Annotated in this window: 13 protein-coding genes; 6 read left to right on the top strand and 7 right to left on the bottom strand. The window is 70.7% G+C overall.

Annotation, left to right across the window (positions count from 1 at the left end):
• Positions 1-155: 155 nt before the first annotated feature.
• The 6 genes from M3677_RS10505 to M3677_RS10480 all read right to left on the bottom strand — a co-directional run bounded on the left by M3677_RS10505 (position 156) and on the right by M3677_RS10480 (position 7033).
• Positions 156-1283 (bottom strand): glycosyltransferase, encoded by a 1128-nt coding sequence (locus tag M3677_RS10505; RefSeq protein WP_251160502.1) that lies wholly within the window; start codon positions 1281-1283, stop codon positions 156-158.
• A complete protein-coding gene (locus M3677_RS10500) occupies positions 1280-2608 on the bottom strand; it encodes a glycosyltransferase family 4 protein (RefSeq protein WP_251160501.1) in 1329 nt (442 codons plus the stop codon). The genes M3677_RS10505 and M3677_RS10500 overlap by 4 nt, the downstream gene beginning before the upstream one ends.
• Entirely contained in the window at positions 2605-3282 is a 678-nt protein-coding gene (locus tag M3677_RS10495) for a sugar transferase (RefSeq protein ID WP_251160500.1), read from the bottom strand. The genes M3677_RS10500 and M3677_RS10495 overlap by 4 nt, the downstream gene beginning before the upstream one ends.
• Positions 3279-4670: a polysaccharide biosynthesis tyrosine autokinase gene (locus M3677_RS10490; protein ID WP_251160499.1), complete on the bottom strand. Its 1392-nt coding sequence runs from the start codon at positions 4668-4670 to the stop codon at positions 3279-3281. The genes M3677_RS10495 and M3677_RS10490 overlap by 4 nt, the downstream gene beginning before the upstream one ends.
• A 57-nt stretch (positions 4671-4727) precedes the next feature.
• A complete protein-coding gene (locus M3677_RS10485) occupies positions 4728-5138 on the bottom strand; it encodes a DUF3060 domain-containing protein (RefSeq protein ID WP_251160498.1) in 411 nt (136 codons plus the stop codon).
• A gap of 89 nt (positions 5139-5227) precedes the next feature.
• On the bottom strand, positions 5228-7033 hold the full coding sequence (locus M3677_RS10480; RefSeq protein WP_251160497.1) for a hypothetical protein: 1806 nt from the start codon (positions 7031-7033) through the stop codon (positions 5228-5230).
• Between the two features lie 235 nt (positions 7034-7268).
• Here M3677_RS10480 and dnaK point away from each other — a divergent pair, with 235 nt between their 5' ends.
• The 5 genes from dnaK (at position 7269) to M3677_RS10455 (ending at position 13383) form a co-directional block, all read left to right on the top strand.
• Complete coding sequence (dnaK, locus tag M3677_RS10475) at positions 7269-9134, top strand: molecular chaperone DnaK (RefSeq protein WP_209684142.1); 1866 nt, start codon at positions 7269-7271, stop codon at positions 9132-9134.
• A gap of 2 nt (positions 9135-9136) precedes the next feature.
• Positions 9137-9826 carry a nucleotide exchange factor GrpE gene (locus M3677_RS10470; protein ID WP_251160496.1) on the top strand — a complete coding sequence of 230 codons (690 nt, stop codon included), beginning with the start codon at positions 9137-9139 and terminating at the stop codon, positions 9824-9826.
• 24 nt (positions 9827-9850) lie between these two features.
• The gene (locus tag M3677_RS10465) at positions 9851-10855 is read left to right on the top strand and encodes a DnaJ C-terminal domain-containing protein (protein ID WP_251160495.1); all 1005 of its coding nucleotides are present in this window, start codon (positions 9851-9853) and stop codon (positions 10853-10855) included.
• 125 nt (positions 10856-10980) lie between these two features.
• Positions 10981-11391 carry a heat shock protein transcriptional repressor HspR gene (locus M3677_RS10460; RefSeq protein ID WP_251160524.1) on the top strand — a complete coding sequence of 137 codons (411 nt, stop codon included), beginning with the start codon at positions 10981-10983 and terminating at the stop codon, positions 11389-11391.
• Between the two features lie 99 nt (positions 11392-11490).
• Complete coding sequence (locus M3677_RS10455) at positions 11491-13383, top strand: hypothetical protein (RefSeq protein ID WP_251160494.1); 1893 nt, start codon at positions 11491-11493, stop codon at positions 13381-13383.
• 215 nt (positions 13384-13598) lie between these two features.
• Here M3677_RS10455 and M3677_RS10450 read toward each other — a convergent pair whose 3' ends face one another.
• Positions 13599-14255 (bottom strand): GntR family transcriptional regulator, encoded by a 657-nt coding sequence (locus M3677_RS10450; RefSeq protein WP_251160493.1) that lies wholly within the window; start codon positions 14253-14255, stop codon positions 13599-13601.
• Between the two features lie 145 nt (positions 14256-14400).
• Here M3677_RS10450 and M3677_RS10445 point away from each other — a divergent pair, with 145 nt between their 5' ends.
• Positions 14401-15549, top strand: a complete 1149-nt coding sequence (locus M3677_RS10445; RefSeq protein WP_251160492.1) for a class I SAM-dependent methyltransferase — start codon at positions 14401-14403, stop codon at positions 15547-15549.
• The last annotated feature ends 39 nt before the right edge of the window (positions 15550-15588 follow it).

Here is a 15588-nt window from a genome sequence, read left to right as displayed (position 1 = left end):
CGGCACGTACCCGTACCCCAGGTACCCGAACAGCGGCGCGACGAGCTCCGCCGAGATCCAGCGCATCGTCAGGTCCATGACGCTGACCGCGAGCACGGTGCCGACCGCGGTGCTCACGGCTCGACGGAGCCGCAGCGCCTCGGCGGACGGGACGTTCACGCCCCCTCTCCGGTGCGGAGGCCCGGGGCGAGCTCGTCGTACATCCGCACCAGTCGCGCGGCTTCCGGTGCCCAGGTGAACCGTCGCGCAGCACGTCTCGCCTCCGCGCTGTGTCGTTCGAGCAGCGCCGGATCGTCGGCGTACCTGCGGACAGCACGTGCGACGGCCGCCGGGTCGCCGGCCGGGACGAACGAGACACACTCGACGCCGTCGAGCAGCCCTCGCCACAGCGGGACGTCGGTGGCGATGACGGCGAGTCCGGCTGCCAGGTACTCGAACAGCTTCGTCGGGAAGATCTGGTCGTTCACCGGCGTCCGGAGGAACGGGACGACCCCGATCCGGGCGCGCAACAGGAGGTCGCGAGCCTGCATCGGCCCGACGACACCACCGTGGTGCGCACGACCGGTCGCTTCGGCCCGCCGGAGCTGCTCGACCGGTGTCGCGCGGTCGATCGACCCGACCATCTCGAGGCGCCAGTCAGCCGGGAACTCCTCCTCGTGCACCGCACTGGCGAGGACGTCGATGCCCCGGTCGTGGCTGAGCACGCCGACGTGCGCCACAACGGCGTCACGCTCGAGCACCGGGCGCTGACGGTCGTCCTCCGGTCGGCCCAGTGGGAAGTTGTGGATCGCGAGTCGACGGTCGGCTCGGAAGCGTCGACCGGTCCACTCGGTGGCGGTCACGACACGGTGGGCGGTGCCGGCGAGCTCCAGGAGCGCGCGGGACAACGCCGCGAACACCGCGCGTTGCCGAGGGGTCAGGTAGTCCTTCCCCCGGACCTGGTCGGGGAGGTCCTCGTGTGCGTCGTAGACCACGATGCGGCCAGCGAGCCGGAGGACCGGGATGGTCCAGATCAGTTCCGGGTCGTGGAGGTGGACGATCCGCGCGCGTGAGCGGAGGGCCAGCACCAGTGCCTGCACCGTCGACACGGCCATCCGGCGCGCCCGTCGCCGCACCGGGATCGTGACGACCTCCACTCCGGTCTCCGGTGCGGTGAGCGGACTCGCCACCGCGATCAGACGGACCCGGTACCCGGCGGCAGCCGCAGCCGCAGCCTCGCGCAGGTGCACGCGGTTGTCGACCCACGGGTGCGCGCTCGAGACGTGGACGATCTGCGGGTTCACGACCGGCCCCCTCGGAGGTCGGGGGACGGCGCCTGCCGGTCGATGACGACCCCGTCGAGCACCTCGGCGAGGGTCGCCGCGAGCGCCCGGTAGTCGTGCTCCCGACGGACGTGCTCCCTGCCTCGGCGGCCCATCTCGTCCCTGACCGCTGCGGGCATCGCCGCCAGACGGAGCATGCCCGCCGCGAGGGCGCCGGGGTCGTCCGGTCGCACGTGGACACCGCACCGGGAGGCACGCACGGGCTCGAGGGGCACCGGCGCCCCGACGAGCAACGGCCGCCCGAGGAGCATGTACTCGTACTGCTTGTTCAGCGAGACGCCGTGACGGTACAGCGGCAGGTCGTGCATGTTGACGACGAGGCAGCCGGCGCTGCGACCGATGGTCCTGGCGACGTCCTGCGGTACGCGACCGTCCCAGCGCACCGCCGCGGCGGACGGGAGGCGCGACGCACGTTCCCGGAGACGGCTCACGTCCGATCCGTCCCCGACCAGGCGGAGTGCGAGTGCCGGTCCGCCGTCGAGCCGGCTCCGCCGCCACGCGATGTCGAAGCCGTCGAGCACGGCTTCGAGCGCGTTCGCCGGGCCCATCGAACCGAGGTACGTCACGGTGAAGGCGTCGGCGTCGGCGGTCGTCCTCCTGTCCGTGGATCGTCCGTCGTGTCCGTCGTGTCCGTCGCGTTCGTCGGGTTCCTCGCTGAGGTCGACACCGTTCGGTACCCACGTGAAGGGCACGTCGTGGCCGCGCTCCCGGTAGTAGCGGCCGACTCCCTCGAGCGGTGAGGTGACGTGCACGGCTCGGGACACCGTGCGGTGTTCGACCACACGGAGCACACGGACCACCGGGTGCCGCTCGGACATCCCGGCCAGCCCGAGGACGGACTCCGGCCACAGATCCCGTGGCTCGAAGACGAAGGGGACGCCGAACCGGCGGGCGAGGGTGGAGGCAGCCAGCGCGGCGAACGGGTGGAACGACCCACCGATGACGACGTCCGGGCGGGGCAGGCCGCGCAGCGTTCCCGGCGCCAGGAGGAGTGCGGTGAACACCGCGATGTCGGCGACGCGCCGGACCGTTCGACGTCGTCCCGATCCCCGATGGTCGACACCGCGGAGCCAACAGAACTCGTGATCGTCGCCGGACCACCGTTCCCTCAGGCGGAGACCGGACACGTGGGAGCGCCCGGTCGGGTGGTCCGTCCCTGCCGCGATGACCACCGTGTGCCAACCGTGGGCCGCGAGCGCACCGGCCAGGTGCTGGTGCCGGGTGGCTCGCCCGTCGCGATCACGGTGGTGTGCGTAGTGGTTGATGATCCAGAGCGTCCTCGTCACCCCTGCTCCTCCGTCGTCCTGGTGCCCTCGAAGGTGTCGGAGCTCACGTGGCCCGGAGCGGTGATGCCGTCGCGTCGCGCGACGACGAGCACCGTCCGGAGCAGGATCGCGGCGTCGAGACGGAGCGACATCCGGTCGACGTACTCGATGTCGGCGCGCAGCCGATCCGGCCAGGGGAGCGCGTTGCGGCCCCGCACCTGCGCCAGCCCGGTGAGGCCCGGACGCACCTCGTGTCGTCGCGACTCCTCCGCGGTGTAGAGGTCGAGGTAGCGGCACAGGCTCGGGCGGGGACCCACGAAGCTCATGTCGCCCCGCAGGATGTTCCACAGGCTCGGGAGCTCGTCCAGGCTGCTCGCTCGGAGCGCACGTCCGAACGGGGTCAGGCGGTCGGCATCGGACTCCACGCCCCGGTCGTGGTCGATCGGGAGCATCGACCGGAACTTCAGGATCGTGAAGGTCTCACCTCCGAGCCCCGGCCGCTCCTGCCGGAACAGCACGGGCCGACCCAGCCGGAGTGCGACCAGTGCTGCGGTCGTGGCCAGGACCGGGCTGAGCGTGACGAGCGCGAACGCTGCGCCGACGGCGTCGAGCACCCGCTTCGCCCGCAGGGTCCTCGGTCGGGGGCCCTCCTGTGCCGGAGCACCAGCGCGGGTCGTCCGGTCCGTGTCCCTCATGCCTGGTCGTCCCGCGAGGAGTACGCCGAGCGGTACGCATCCCGCAGCCGACCCTGCTTCACCTTCGACAGGACGATGCCGTCGGGCCGCTGGCCGACCCGGGCGAGCGCATCGACGGCGGACCGGACGTCGGACTGCCGGGTCTGGCCGGCCGCGACGACGAGGAGGGTCGTGTCCGTGACGGTGCTGACCAGCGCGGCATCGGTGACCGCGAGCACCGGCGGCGTGTCGACGAGCACGACGCCGTAGGTGGACCGCACCTGCAGGAGGACCTGTCGCATTGCCTCCGATGCGACGAGCTCGCTGGGGTTCGGGGGGATCGTCCCGGTGGGGAGCACCGCGAGCCGTTCGACGCCCCAGTCCTGCACCACGTCGTCGAGCTCGGCACGACCGACGAGCACGTCCGTCAGACCGACGGCGTCCTCGAGCCCGAGCAGGCTCGCCACCCGTGGACGTCGGAGATCCGCGTCGATGATCAGGGTCTCGAGGCCGCTCTTGCTCAGGGCGATCCCGAGGTTGGCGGTCGTCGTCGTCTTGCCCTCCGCGGGACGGGCGCTCGTCACGGCGATGGTCCGCCCCTCGCGCAACCCGGAGCCGAGGAACTGGATGTTCGTGCGGAGGCTCCGGTAGGCCTCGGCCCGCTCGCTGTTGACATCGTCCCGGTGGATGAGCGGACGACTGGCGTTGTCGGCGTCGAAGGAGATCTCCCCGACCAGGGGCGTTCCCGTCTGGAGGTCCTGCGGGCGTCGGATGCGCGTGTCGAGCGAGGCTGCGAGCAGCGCGAGACCTGCTCCCACCAGGAGACCGATGATCGCGCCGGCGGCGAGGTCGCTGCCGACACGCGGGGACTTCGGTGCGGTCGGCTCGGCGGCGGGAGCGACCTCCTCGAGCTTGACCGAGGGTCTGCCGTCAGCGGTCTCCGGTTCGATCTGGGAGACCACCGCCGACAGGGTCGCGCCGACACGCGCAGCGATCTCGGCTGCCCGTGCGGCATCGCTGTCGTCGACGGCGATCGAGAGGATCACGGTTCCGGTACCGCCGGTCGCCCGGACCCGTGCGCCGAGAGCGGTCGGGGTCTCGGCGAGACCGAGTTCCCGCACGACGGGCGCGAGGACACGGGGCGACGACGCGAGCTCGACGTACGACTTGATCTTCTGTTGCGCCGCGGTCGATCCCTGTGCGATCTCCCCGGCGGAGGTCTCGGACTGGCCCGCGACGGAGACGTAGTAGGACGTGGTGGCCTCGTAGGTCGGTGGTGTGATCGCCGTCCAGCCGACCGCACCGACGACACCGAGCGCAGCGGCGCCGGCGACGATCCACCACCCGGACAGGAGCGCTCGGACGAGCAGGAGCGGGTTCACGGTTTCCTCCGGGGGTCTTACGTCCATGCTGGCATGTCAGACACTACAGATCAGATGGTGACGACGTTCGTCGGGTCGTCCTCGTCAGGCGGCGGAGGCGGTGTTGCGCTGTCCCTGGTCGTCGATCTGCGGAGGGGTCCCGCGCCAGTGGACGGTGTTGTCGTCGCCGGTGATGACGATGCGTTCTGCTCCGGTCACCTCGATGGTCGTACCACTCGCCTCCACGGTGATCGTCGCGATCCCGTCCAGGACGTACTGCCGGTCCGCGCTGATCAGGTTCGCGGCGGCGCAGTCCTCCGCGGTGATCGGCGCATCGCCGCCGTGCTGGTCCCACAGCTGCACAGCCCCGTCGACGCACGTGTTGTACACCGCCTCGGCGGTCGTCGAGGACGGCGTCGGTCCTGGCGGATCGGTGACCTCCGACGAGCACGAGGCAGCGCCGAAGGAGAGCGCAGCGGTCAGGGCGACCAGGGTCAGGGAGCGGATCAGGTGCACGGTGGTCCTCCGAGGGGCGTTCATGACGAGCGAGGGGGAAAGCGGGAGGCCGCACCGCTGGTGCGTGCGGCCTCCCGGTCGTGGTCAGGTCACTCCGCAGGGAGGTCGAAGAGCTCGCTGGTCTCGGTCTGCCCGTTCTTGGTGACCTCGAGCTTGAAGCGGAAGTTCTTCGCGGTGGACGACACGACGCGGTCGAACTGCCACCTGCCCGAACCGGTCATCGTGAAGGTGCCGGGCACGATCTGCGTCCCGGAGACGTTCAGCACGCGGAACGTCGCGCCGGGCGTCCCGTTGCCGGTGAAGCGGTTCGGGACTCCGGGGGTGACGCTGGTCTGGTCCACGGTGACGGGGCGGAACACGGTCGCGGCGAGGGAGAACACCGAGGTGCGGTACTGCTGTCCGCTGGGCAGGGTGATCTCGAGCTTGAAGTCGAACTTCGATGCGGTCGAGGAGACGACACGCGTGAAGGTCCAGTCGCCGTCCTTCGAGATGGCGAAGGTTCCGGGGACGATCTGCGTGTTCGACACGTTCAGTACGCGGTAGACCGCGCCTGCCGGCCCCTTGCCGGTGAACGTGTTCTCCACACCGGCTTCGACGATCGTGTTGTCCACGACGACCGGAGCGGGGGCTGCAGCGGTGTCGGCGGCGAGCGAGAACAGCGGCGAGGTCAGCTTCTTGCCGTCCTTCGTCTGCTCGATCGCGAACTCGAGCTTCGATGCTCCCTTCGAGACCACGCGGGTGAACGAGAAGGCCCCGGTGGCGCTGTCCGCCGTGATCGTGCCGGTGACGATCTGCGTTCCGGAGGCGTTCAGGATCCGGAGGCTCGCGCCCGGCGTCGCGTGTCCGGTGACGGTGTTCTCCAGGCCCGGGATGACGGTCTTCGTCGCCAGTGTGACCGGGGAGAAGTCCGCGATGTCGGACCGCAGGGTGAACAGGTCACTGGTGAGCGTGTCGGTTCCCCTGCTCTGCCGGACCTTGAAGGCGAACTCGGTCGCGTCCGACGGGAAGGACTTCGTGAACTCCCATCCGCCGTCGGCGTCGACGGGGAGTTCCCGGCCGAGGATGTCGTGGTCGTCTGCATCGAGGATCCGGACCGTCGCACCGAGGGTGGCGGTCCCCGTGAAGGTGTTCGCGGTCCCGGCGGTGAAGTCCTTCGTCGTGACCGTCGCGGGGACGAGGCCGCCCTGCTCCGGCTTCACCGTGACATCGTCCGAGGTGCGGTTGTACCCCTTCGTGATGCCCTCGACGACGAGGTGGTGCTCGCGGTCCTCGAGGCCATCGAGCCGCAGCGTGAAGGTGTCGCTCGGTCCCGCGGTCGCGGACTCGAGCACCCGGTCGCTCCCGACCTCCCGTGCCTGCACGACCGTTCCGTCCGGTGCCGTGCCGTCGATCGTGACCGAGCCGTCCGGCCCGAGTGTCGGGGTCTCGTCCGAGGTCACCTCGACGCCCTTCCCGTAGTCGACCGGGAGCTCGATCTCACTGTCGTGCTCGTCACCACCGATCGTCTGGCTCACGGTCAGTCGGTAGACGCCGGGGCGGTTCGGCGGATTGAGTGGCGCCTCCCAATCGCCCTTCTCGTCGGTCTGAGCGGTGAACGGCAGCTTGTTCGACCCGGACCAGAAGTTCACGGTCGTGTTCGGCTGACCGGTCCCGGAGAGCTGGACGACGGTCTCGACGTTCGACGAGAACGTGGCTGTCGCCTCCAGGGCCCTGACCTCGCGCTCCGCCGGTGTCCTCGCGCCGGCCGGCGACGCGAGTCCCCGGGTCTCGTTGCTGCTGTCGTCCTGCGCCGCAGTCGCGGCAGCATGGCCGAGACCCAGCCCGGTGACGATGGTCGCGGCGGTGAGGCCGACGGCCCCGGCTGCTCGGAGGGTCTTCTTCATCTGTGAGGACATCCTTCGGATCGTGCCGCGCAACTCCGCGGCGCCAACGTGGAATCTGAAACATTGCAACGGACGCTGAGTTCTTCCGAAGCGTGATGCATACCCGCGGGCCGCTTGAGTCCGGTCGGCGCAACTTCCAGGCCTTCGACTTGACGCACCCGGCGACCCGAGTAAACTTGAGTGCAGCGGACGCAACTCCGCGTAGGCTTCAGCAAGACCACGAACCCAACCGAAGGAGCACCACAACATGGGACGTGCAGTAGGCATCGACCTCGGAACCACCAACTCGGTCGTCAGCGTGCTCGAGGGTGGCGAGCCCACCGTCATCGCGAACGCCGAGGGGCTCCGCACCACGCCGTCGATCGTCGCCTTCACGAAGGACGGCGAGGTCCTGGTCGGCGAGACCGCCAAGCGCCAGGCCGTCACGAACGTCGACCGCACCATCGCCTCCGTGAAGCGCCACATCGGTACCGACTGGAAGGTCGACATCGACGGCAAGAGCTACACGCCGCAGGAGATCTCGGCCCGCACCCTCGGCAAGCTCAAGCGCGACGCCGAGCAGTACCTCGGCGAGGACGTCACCGACGCGGTCATCACCGTCCCGGCGTACTTCAACGACGCCGAGCGCCAGGCCACGAAGGACGCCGGTGAGATCGCCGGCCTCAACGTCCTCCGCATCATCAACGAGCCGACCGCCGCGGCGCTCGCCTACGGCCTCGACAAGGGCAAGGAGGACGAGCTCATCCTGGTCTTCGACCTCGGTGGTGGCACGTTCGACGTCTCCCTGCTCGAGGTGGGCAAGGACGACGACTTCTCCACGATCCAGGTCCGCGCGACCTCGGGCGACAACCGCCTCGGCGGCGACGACTGGGACCAGCGCATCGTCGACCACCTCGTCAAGAAGTTCAAGGACGAGCACGGCGTCGACCTGTCGACCGACAAGATCGCGAAGCAGCGCCTGAAGGAAGCCGCTGAGCAGGCCAAGAAGGAGCTCTCGTCGCAGATGTCGGCGAACATCCAGCTCCCGTACCTCACGCTCACCGCCGAGGGCCCGCTGAACCTCGACGAGACCATCTCGCGCGCGCAGTTCGAGCAGATGACCTCCGACCTGCTCGACCGCACGAAGAAGCCGTTCAACGACGTCATCAAGGAGGCGGGGGTCTCGGTCAACGACATCGCGCACGTGGTGCTCGTCGGTGGTTCGACCCGCATGCCCGCCGTGGCCGAGGTCGTCAAGAGCCTGACCGGTGGCAAGCAGCCGAACCAGGGCGTCAACCCGGACGAGGTCGTCGCCGTCGGTGCCGCCCTGCAGGCCGGTGTCCTGAAGGGCGAGCGCAAGGACGTCCTGCTCATCGACGTCACGCCGCTGTCCCTCGGCATCGAGACCAAGGGTGGCCTGATGACGAAGCTCATCGACCGCAACACCGCGATCCCGACCAAGCGCAGCGAGACCTTCACGACCGCCGACGACAACCAGCCGTCGGTCGCGATCCAGGTCTTCCAGGGCGAGCGCGAGTTCACCCGCGACAACAAGCCGCTGGGCACCTTCGAGCTCACCGGCATCGCCCCGGCTCCCCGCGGCGTGCCGCAGGTCGAGGTCACCTTCGACATCGACGCCAACGGCATCGTGCACGTGTCCGCGAAGGACAAGGGCACCGGCAAGGAGCAGTCGATGGTCATCTCCGGCGGCTCGTCGCTGCCGAAGGAGGACATCGAGCGCATGGTGCGCGAGGCCGAGGAGCACGCCGCCGAGGACAAGGCCCGCCGTGAGGCCAACGAGCGTCGCAACCAGGCCGAGCAGCTCGTCTACTCGATCGAGAAGCTCATCAAGGAGAACGACGACAAGCTCCCCGCGGACGTCAAGTCCGAGGTGCAGGCGGACGTCGACTCCCTCAAGTCGGCCCTCGCGGGTGACGACGACGAGGCCGTGAAGACCGCCTTCGACAAGCTCAACGAGTCGCAGGGCAAGCTCGGCCAGGCCATCTACGCCCAGCAGGACGCGGGCGCCGCGGCCGGTGGCGAGCAGCCGACCGCCGACCAGCCGCAGGAGGACGACGAGGACATCGTCGACGCCGAGGTCGTGGACGACGAGGACGACAAGGACAAGAAGTAACGATGACGGACCCCAAGGACAACGTGCCGAACGAGGACGAGCCCCAGGTCGAGGGCGACGCCACCAACGCGCAGGAGCCCGAGGACCTCATCGAGGCGGAGGGGCCGGACGTGGAGATCCCCACGGACGGCCCCGCCGCCGGCGGCCCGCAGGCCGACCGGGCGAAGGGCGACCAGGCGGGTGCCGACGAGGCCAGCGACCTCTCCCCGGAGGACCAGGCCCTGCTCGACGACGCGGCCCGCGGCATGGAAGAGGACAAGCTGTCGCAGGCCGACCGTGACCTCGTCGCCGACATGCGCGCCGACATGCTCCGCGCGCAGGCCGAGCTGGTGAACTTCCGGAAGCGCGTCGAGCGCGACCGTGAGGCGAACCGCGACGCCGTCATCGCCGAGGTCGTCCGCGCCCTGCTGCCGGCCCTCGACGACCTGACCCGCGCCGAGGCGCACGGCGACCTGACCGAGGGCCCCATGCAGGTCATCGGCCAGAAGATCCGCGGCGGCTTCGAGAAGTTCAAGCTGGTGCAGATCGGCGAGAAGGGCGAGCTCTTCGACCCGAACGTGCACGAGGCGATCGTGCAGCTGCCCACGCCGGGTGCGACCGACCAGACCGTGGCGGACGTCGTGGAGCCGGGCTACAAGCTCGGCGACCGCGTGCTCCGCGCGGCCAAGGTCGCCGTCGCGGTCCCGGCCTGAGGCTCGGGAAGGAGGTAGGGATTCATGGCCAGTCAGGACTGGTTCGACAAGGACTTCTACAAGGTCCTCGGCGTCGACAAGACGGCGAGCGACGCTGAGCTGAAGAAGACCTACCGGAAGCTCGCCCGGCAGTACCACCCGGACTCCAACCCGGGTGACGCTGCCGCCGAGTCCCGCTTCAAGGAGATCAGCGAGGCCTACTCGGTGCTCTCCGACAAGGAGCAGCGCGCCGAGTACGACCAGGTCCGTGCCATGGGGTCCGGCGCCCGCTTCACCGCGGGTGGCCCGGGTCAGGGCGGCGGGTTCGAGGACGTCTTCGGCGGGATGTTCGGCCAGCAGGGCGGGCAGCGTGTGCGCTTCGGCCAGGGCGGTGCTCGCGGCGGCGCCGGCGGCTTCGAGGACATCCTCGGCGGGATGTTCGGCGGCGGGCAGGGCTTCGGGCAGTCGTCCGGCGGCTTCCGCGGCTTCGGTGGTCCGACCAAGGGCCGCGACGTCACGGCGTCGACGACGCTCGACTTCACCACCGCGATCGCCGGTGACACCGTCAAGCTCTCGCAGGGCAACGGCCGACCGGTGAACGTCCGTATCCCCGCGGGCGTCGCCGACGGGCAGAAGATCCGCCTGCGCGGGCGCGGCGAGCCGAGTCCGGACGGCGGAGAGGCCGGCGACCTGGTCGTCAGCGTCTCCGTCCGCAAGCACCCGGTCTTCGAGCGCGACGGGCAGCACCTCCGCGTGGATGTCCCCGTGACGTTCGTCGAGGCGGCGCTCGGCGCGACGATCCAGGTGCCGACGCTCGGCGGCGAGCCCGTCAAGCTCAAGGTCGCCCCCGGCACGCCGTCCGGCCGCGTCCTGCGCGTCAAGGGACGCGGGGTCACGACCAAGAGCGGCACCGGTGACCTGCTCGCCACCGTGCAGGTCGCGGTGCCGTCGCACCTGTCGGACAAGCAGCGCGAGGCCGTCGAGGCCCTCCGCGCAGCCCTGCCCGACGAGGACCCCCGCGAGGACCTCCTCGCCAAGGCGCGCGGCTAGCGCTGCGCAGCCACAGCAGTGAACCGGTCTGGAGGCTCGGTGCGGCTCCGTCAGGAACCGTCACCGGGCCTCCAGACTGGTTTCCGGACCACGCGGACGACGGAAAGGAACCAGCCATGACCGACATGGACGAGAACTCGCCCGTCTTCGCGATCGCGGTGGCGGCGGAGCTCGCCGAGATGCACCCGCAGACGCTGCGGCAGTACGACCGGCTCGGCCTGGTCGTGCCGGGCCGCACCCGCGGCGGCTCGCGCCGCTACTCGATGCGCGACGTCGCGCAGTTGCGCGAGATCGCGCGGCTCGGTTCCGAGGGGGTGTCGTTGGAGGGGATTCGACGGGTGCTCGACCTCGAGAACGAGAACCAGGTGCTGCGCGATCGCGTGCGCGAGCTGGAGCGGGCGCTCGCCGATCAGCTCATCGCGCGACCGGGCGCCCGTGTCTTCGCGGCGACGACGACCGGCGCTGCGGTCCCGCTGCGCGCCGGCATGCGACCACAGCGGAACACCGCGGTCGTGCTGTACCGCCCGGAGCGGTGACCGAACGTAGCATGTCGTATTTCGATTGACTGTTCTCGATCACGAAGGTCGTGATCGAGAACAGGAGGAACGATGCGACGACGAACACGATCGCTCGGCATGATCGGCATCACGGTGCTGGCGGCCGCACTGGCGCTGGTACCCACGGCGATGGCGACGGCGGCGACCGATGAACAGCCCGGCTCGCCGGTGGGATCGACGCGGACCATCGCGAAGGCTCCGACCGGGGTGGGCCTGACGCCCCTCGGTCCGGACCGGTACCAGGTGACCGGGCAGCCGCACTGCGGGGTGATCGAGTACACGTGTCAGATCCACGTCGGGAACGTCGGGCCGACGAGCTCGAGTGACTACCACTGGGACGGCGGGACCTCGACCGCGGAGTTCGACGGGTGGGGGTACGGCGAGACGCGGACGCCGACCTACTGGACGTACGCCTGCTCCGTCTTCGGGTGCAAGAACTCGGCGACGGTGACGGCGGGCTCCGCGACGCGCCCGTTCCCGCAGCTCGGCATCACCGCCAGGGTGCAGAGCAAGAACGACACGAACCGCTCGGCGGTGATCACCGGCACGGCGACCGGCCGAGCGGTCATCAAGCGCGGCGGCGCCCAGGTGGCGACGGCGACGAGTGATCGGACCGGGACGTGGAGCGCGACGGTGACGGGACTGTCGACCGGGCAGAACCGGATCACGTTCCAGCAGTGGGTCGACGGTCGGTACCGGGACGAGACGTCGGTCGTGGTGGACTTCCCGCCGACGCCCGGCCAGATCGTCGGTGACACCGGCACGGCGGACCTGCAGCGCGGTGCCACGACGCCGGTCTCGGTGTCGTACACGGCGAAGTCGGCGTTCCACACGCCGACGGGGAAGCTCGTGGTCACCGCACCGGAGGGTACGACGTTCGCTCCGGGCCAGGACCGGCAGCGCGGCGAGTACCTGGAGGGCGGCACCTGGCACCGCTTCGGCGGGGACTCGCTCGTCGACGGGTCGCGAGCGGCGGACGGGCGGACGTACACCTTCCAGCTCGGGAACCGTGACTGGGACGTGGCGAAGGACCAGCGCTTCCGCTTCACGCTGGACGTGCAGACCCCGGCCGACGTCGCGACGACCACGAGTGGCATGACCGGCAAGTTGACCGGGAGCTTCCCGGGTGCCTCGTTCGACACGACCGCCACCACCGCGACCACCGTGGTCGACCAGGCGCTCACTGCTCGGGTCGAGAGTCAGGACGAGGTGACCCGGACGGCGACGCTGACCGGGACGGCGCCCCGCCGTGCGGACTCCCTCGACGTCACGTGGGAGCGCGACGGCGGGACCGTCACGCGGACGGTGACGCCGTCGGACGGAGCCTGGCGCTTCGTCGTCGACGGCCTCCGGGTCGGCGACACGGCGGTCGAGGTCGTGGCGAAGGTCGGTGAGCAGGCGATCGGCGACCCCGTGTCCGTCACCGTGCACCTCGACGCCGCGCCGTTCGACGCGACGGCGCGCTTCGAGGACGACGTCACGAAGCCTGTGGTCATCGAGGGTTCCGGGACCGCTGGTGGGACCGTCACGCTCGAGGGGGTCTGGACGACCGTCCAGCCGGTGGAGGTCGGAGGGGACGGACACTGGTCGGTCACCGTGCCGGCGCCGGACCAGCCGGGGAAGCAGGCCGTGACCGCCGTGCAGACCATCGGTGGCCAGCCCGCCGGCTCGGAGCAGGTCGAGGTCGACTACGGTCGGGCCGTGCGCATCACCTCACCCGGGGACGGCTTCGCGATCACCCCGGGTTACAACCGGGTGCGGGTGAGCGGGAACGCCGAACCGCACGCGCAGGTGCGCCTCGGTGAGGGCGATGACGACGCCGCCTACGGGTCCGTCACTGCCGACGCTGACGGCCACTGGGCGATCACGACCCCGGCGCTCGCGCTCCGTGACCACGACCTGGTCGCGACGGCGCTGTCGAAGGGCGCGAACACCACGCGAGACACGGTTCGGATCGTCCCCGAGGGCTGAGCCCGACGGTTCGTCCGACGAGTCGGCGGCGGGGCCGGGACCGGTGCCGCCGCCGTCTCGGCCGTCACGGGAGGTCGTCGTCGAACAGGTCACGACGGACGCCGTCGACCGCCGTGCACCGGGGGAGCGTGGGACGGTCGTCCTCGGGGGAGCAGCGGCCGGGGCGACGCGCGCGAACCGTCTCGACGACCGAGCGGACGCAGGACGCGCACACGTCAGGACCGTCCGCGGTCGGGGTCGGGGAGCAGGTGGACCGTGCAGGTCGCCCGCTCCGCGAGCCGTCCATCGCGGCAGTCGACCGCGACGCGGAGTGCGACGAGGCCGTTCCGGATGTGCTCCCAGGGCAGCGCGCTCCGGATGTCGTCGTGCCGCAGGCGGTACGTCAGGCCGTCGAGGGTCCCGCTCAGGGCTGCGACGAGCAGGGGGTTGTCGCACGCCGCGAGGAAGGTCCGGTAGACCGGGGTGATCGCGTCGGAGCCCCACTGCCACGTCGGCATCGCCATGCAGTCGAGCACGAGCCCGATGCGGCGGAAGAGTGCGGCGCGGTCGCGGTCCCCGAGGTCGCCGATCGTGGTGCGGACGACGCCCCCGAAGAGCAGTCCGAGCGTCTGCAGCGTCGGGATGAGTTCGTCGCGGCGGGGGACCGTGACGCGCGTGTACCGGTTCGGGCGGAACTCGACGAGACCGAGGTGCCCGAGGTCCGACAGTGCTTCCCGCACCGGCGTCCGGGAGCACCGGAGCCGGAGCGCGAGCTGTTCGTCGTCGAGCAGGGTCCCCGGGGCGAGCGCCCCGCTCATGATCTCGGTCCGCAGGCGTTCCCGCGCCTGGTCCCGCAGGCGGGGACGCCGGCCGGCGTCTGGCGAAGCGAACATCGGCCCCTCTCGCTCGTCCTGCCGTTGCTCGTCGCGCAACGGTCTCCTCCGAGCGTAGGGGCTTGGGATACCACCGGCACCGGTGATATACCGCCACTCTGCGCACCGGCGCGGCTCCGCGCCGTCGTCTGAGTACCCTGGGGCCGTGCCATTCGACTTCGCCGACCACTTCCGGCGCTCCCCGGTCAGCGACGAGCCCGACCTCGTCGCGATCGACGGCACCGACCGCTTCATGCTCGACGAGGCACCGCACGTGCACGGGGACGCGCTCCGGCAGCCTGGCGAGGTCGCCGTCGTCGACGACCGGTACGGGGTGCTGACCCTCGGCGCCATGACCGTGCACGGCGCGTCGGGCGTCCGGGTCGTGCAGGACTCGCTCGTCGGGGTGCGGGCGCTGCAGGCGAACGCCGGCACCTTCGGCCGGAGCGGCTTCGTGCTGACCGAGACGCTCGAGCAGGCCTTCCGCGACGTCCGTCTGGTGCTCCTCCGGCTGTCGAAGTCGAACGACCGGCTCGACGAGCTCGCCCGCGCCGTCGCACGATGGGCGGCGCCCGACGTGGTCCTGCTCTGCGGCGGGGTCTCGAAGCACATGAACCTGTCGCAGAACGACGTCCTGCGCCGGTACTTCGGCGAGGTCACCGCGTCACGGGGGCGCGGCAAGTCCCGGTTGCTCGTCGCGCAGGACCCGCTCCGTGCGACGGCGGTGCGCGCGGACGCGACGAACCCCTGGCCGCGGTCCGTGCACGTCGACGAGCTCGGGATGACGCTCGTCGCGCACGGCGGTGTCTTCGCGGGGACGTCGCTCGACCAGGGCACCCGGGTGCTGCTCGACGTCATGGACGACGCCGTCCCGTCGGCGCGGGTCGCGGTCGACCTCGGGTGCGGGAACGGCGTCATCGCGACTGCTCTGGCGCGCCGCCGCCCGGCCGTCAAGGTGGTCGCGACCGACGTCTCGGCGATCGCCGTGGCGTCGACGCGGGCGACGGCGGTGGCGAACGGCGTCGCGGACCGGGTGACGGTCGTCCGGTCGGACGCGGGCGACGAGCTCGACGAGGGGTCTGCGAAGCTCGTGCTCTGCAACCCGCCCTTCCACGAGGGCACCACGGTGAGCACCGACGCGGCCGAGGCGATGTTCCGCAACGCGGCCACGATCCTCCAGGCCGGCGGTGAACTGTGGTGCGTCTGGAACTCGCACCTGCAGTACCGACCCGTGCTCGAGCGGCTCGTCGGACCGACCCGACAGGTCGTCCGGACCGCGAAGTTCACGGTGACGGCCTCGCGCCGGGCCGACTGAGGCGGGGACGACGACGGCCCCGTCACCGTGGTGACGGGG

Source organism: Curtobacterium sp. P97 (assembly GCF_023712445.1).
GTDB lineage: Bacteria > Actinomycetota > Actinomycetes > Actinomycetales > Microbacteriaceae > Curtobacterium.
Note: the sequence above shows the minus strand (reverse complement) of the source record. Positions and strands in the feature narration are given on the sequence as shown.

Coding starts and splice junctions, on each gene's coding strand:
- M3677_RS10465 (WP_251160495.1), top strand. CDS start 9,851: ATGGCCAGTCAGGACTGGTTCGACAAGGACTTCTACAAGGTCCTCGGC.
- M3677_RS10470 (WP_251160496.1), top strand. CDS start 9,137: ATGACGGACCCCAAGGACAACGTGCCGAACGAGGACGAGCCCCAGGTC.
- M3677_RS10450 (WP_251160493.1), bottom strand. CDS start 14,255: ATGTTCGCTTCGCCAGACGCCGGCCGGCGTCCCCGCCTGCGGGACCAG.
- M3677_RS10480 (WP_251160497.1), bottom strand. CDS start 7,033: ATGTCCTCACAGATGAAGAAGACCCTCCGAGCAGCCGGGGCCGTCGGC.
- M3677_RS10460 (WP_251160524.1), top strand. CDS start 10,981: ATGGACGAGAACTCGCCCGTCTTCGCGATCGCGGTGGCGGCGGAGCTC.
- dnaK (WP_209684142.1), top strand. CDS start 7,269: ATGGGACGTGCAGTAGGCATCGACCTCGGAACCACCAACTCGGTCGTC.
- M3677_RS10490 (WP_251160499.1), bottom strand. CDS start 4,670: ATGGACGTAAGACCCCCGGAGGAAACCGTGAACCCGCTCCTGCTCGTC.
- M3677_RS10495 (WP_251160500.1), bottom strand. CDS start 3,282: ATGAGGGACACGGACCGGACGACCCGCGCTGGTGCTCCGGCACAGGAG.
- M3677_RS10455 (WP_251160494.1), top strand. CDS start 11,491: ATGATCGGCATCACGGTGCTGGCGGCCGCACTGGCGCTGGTACCCACG.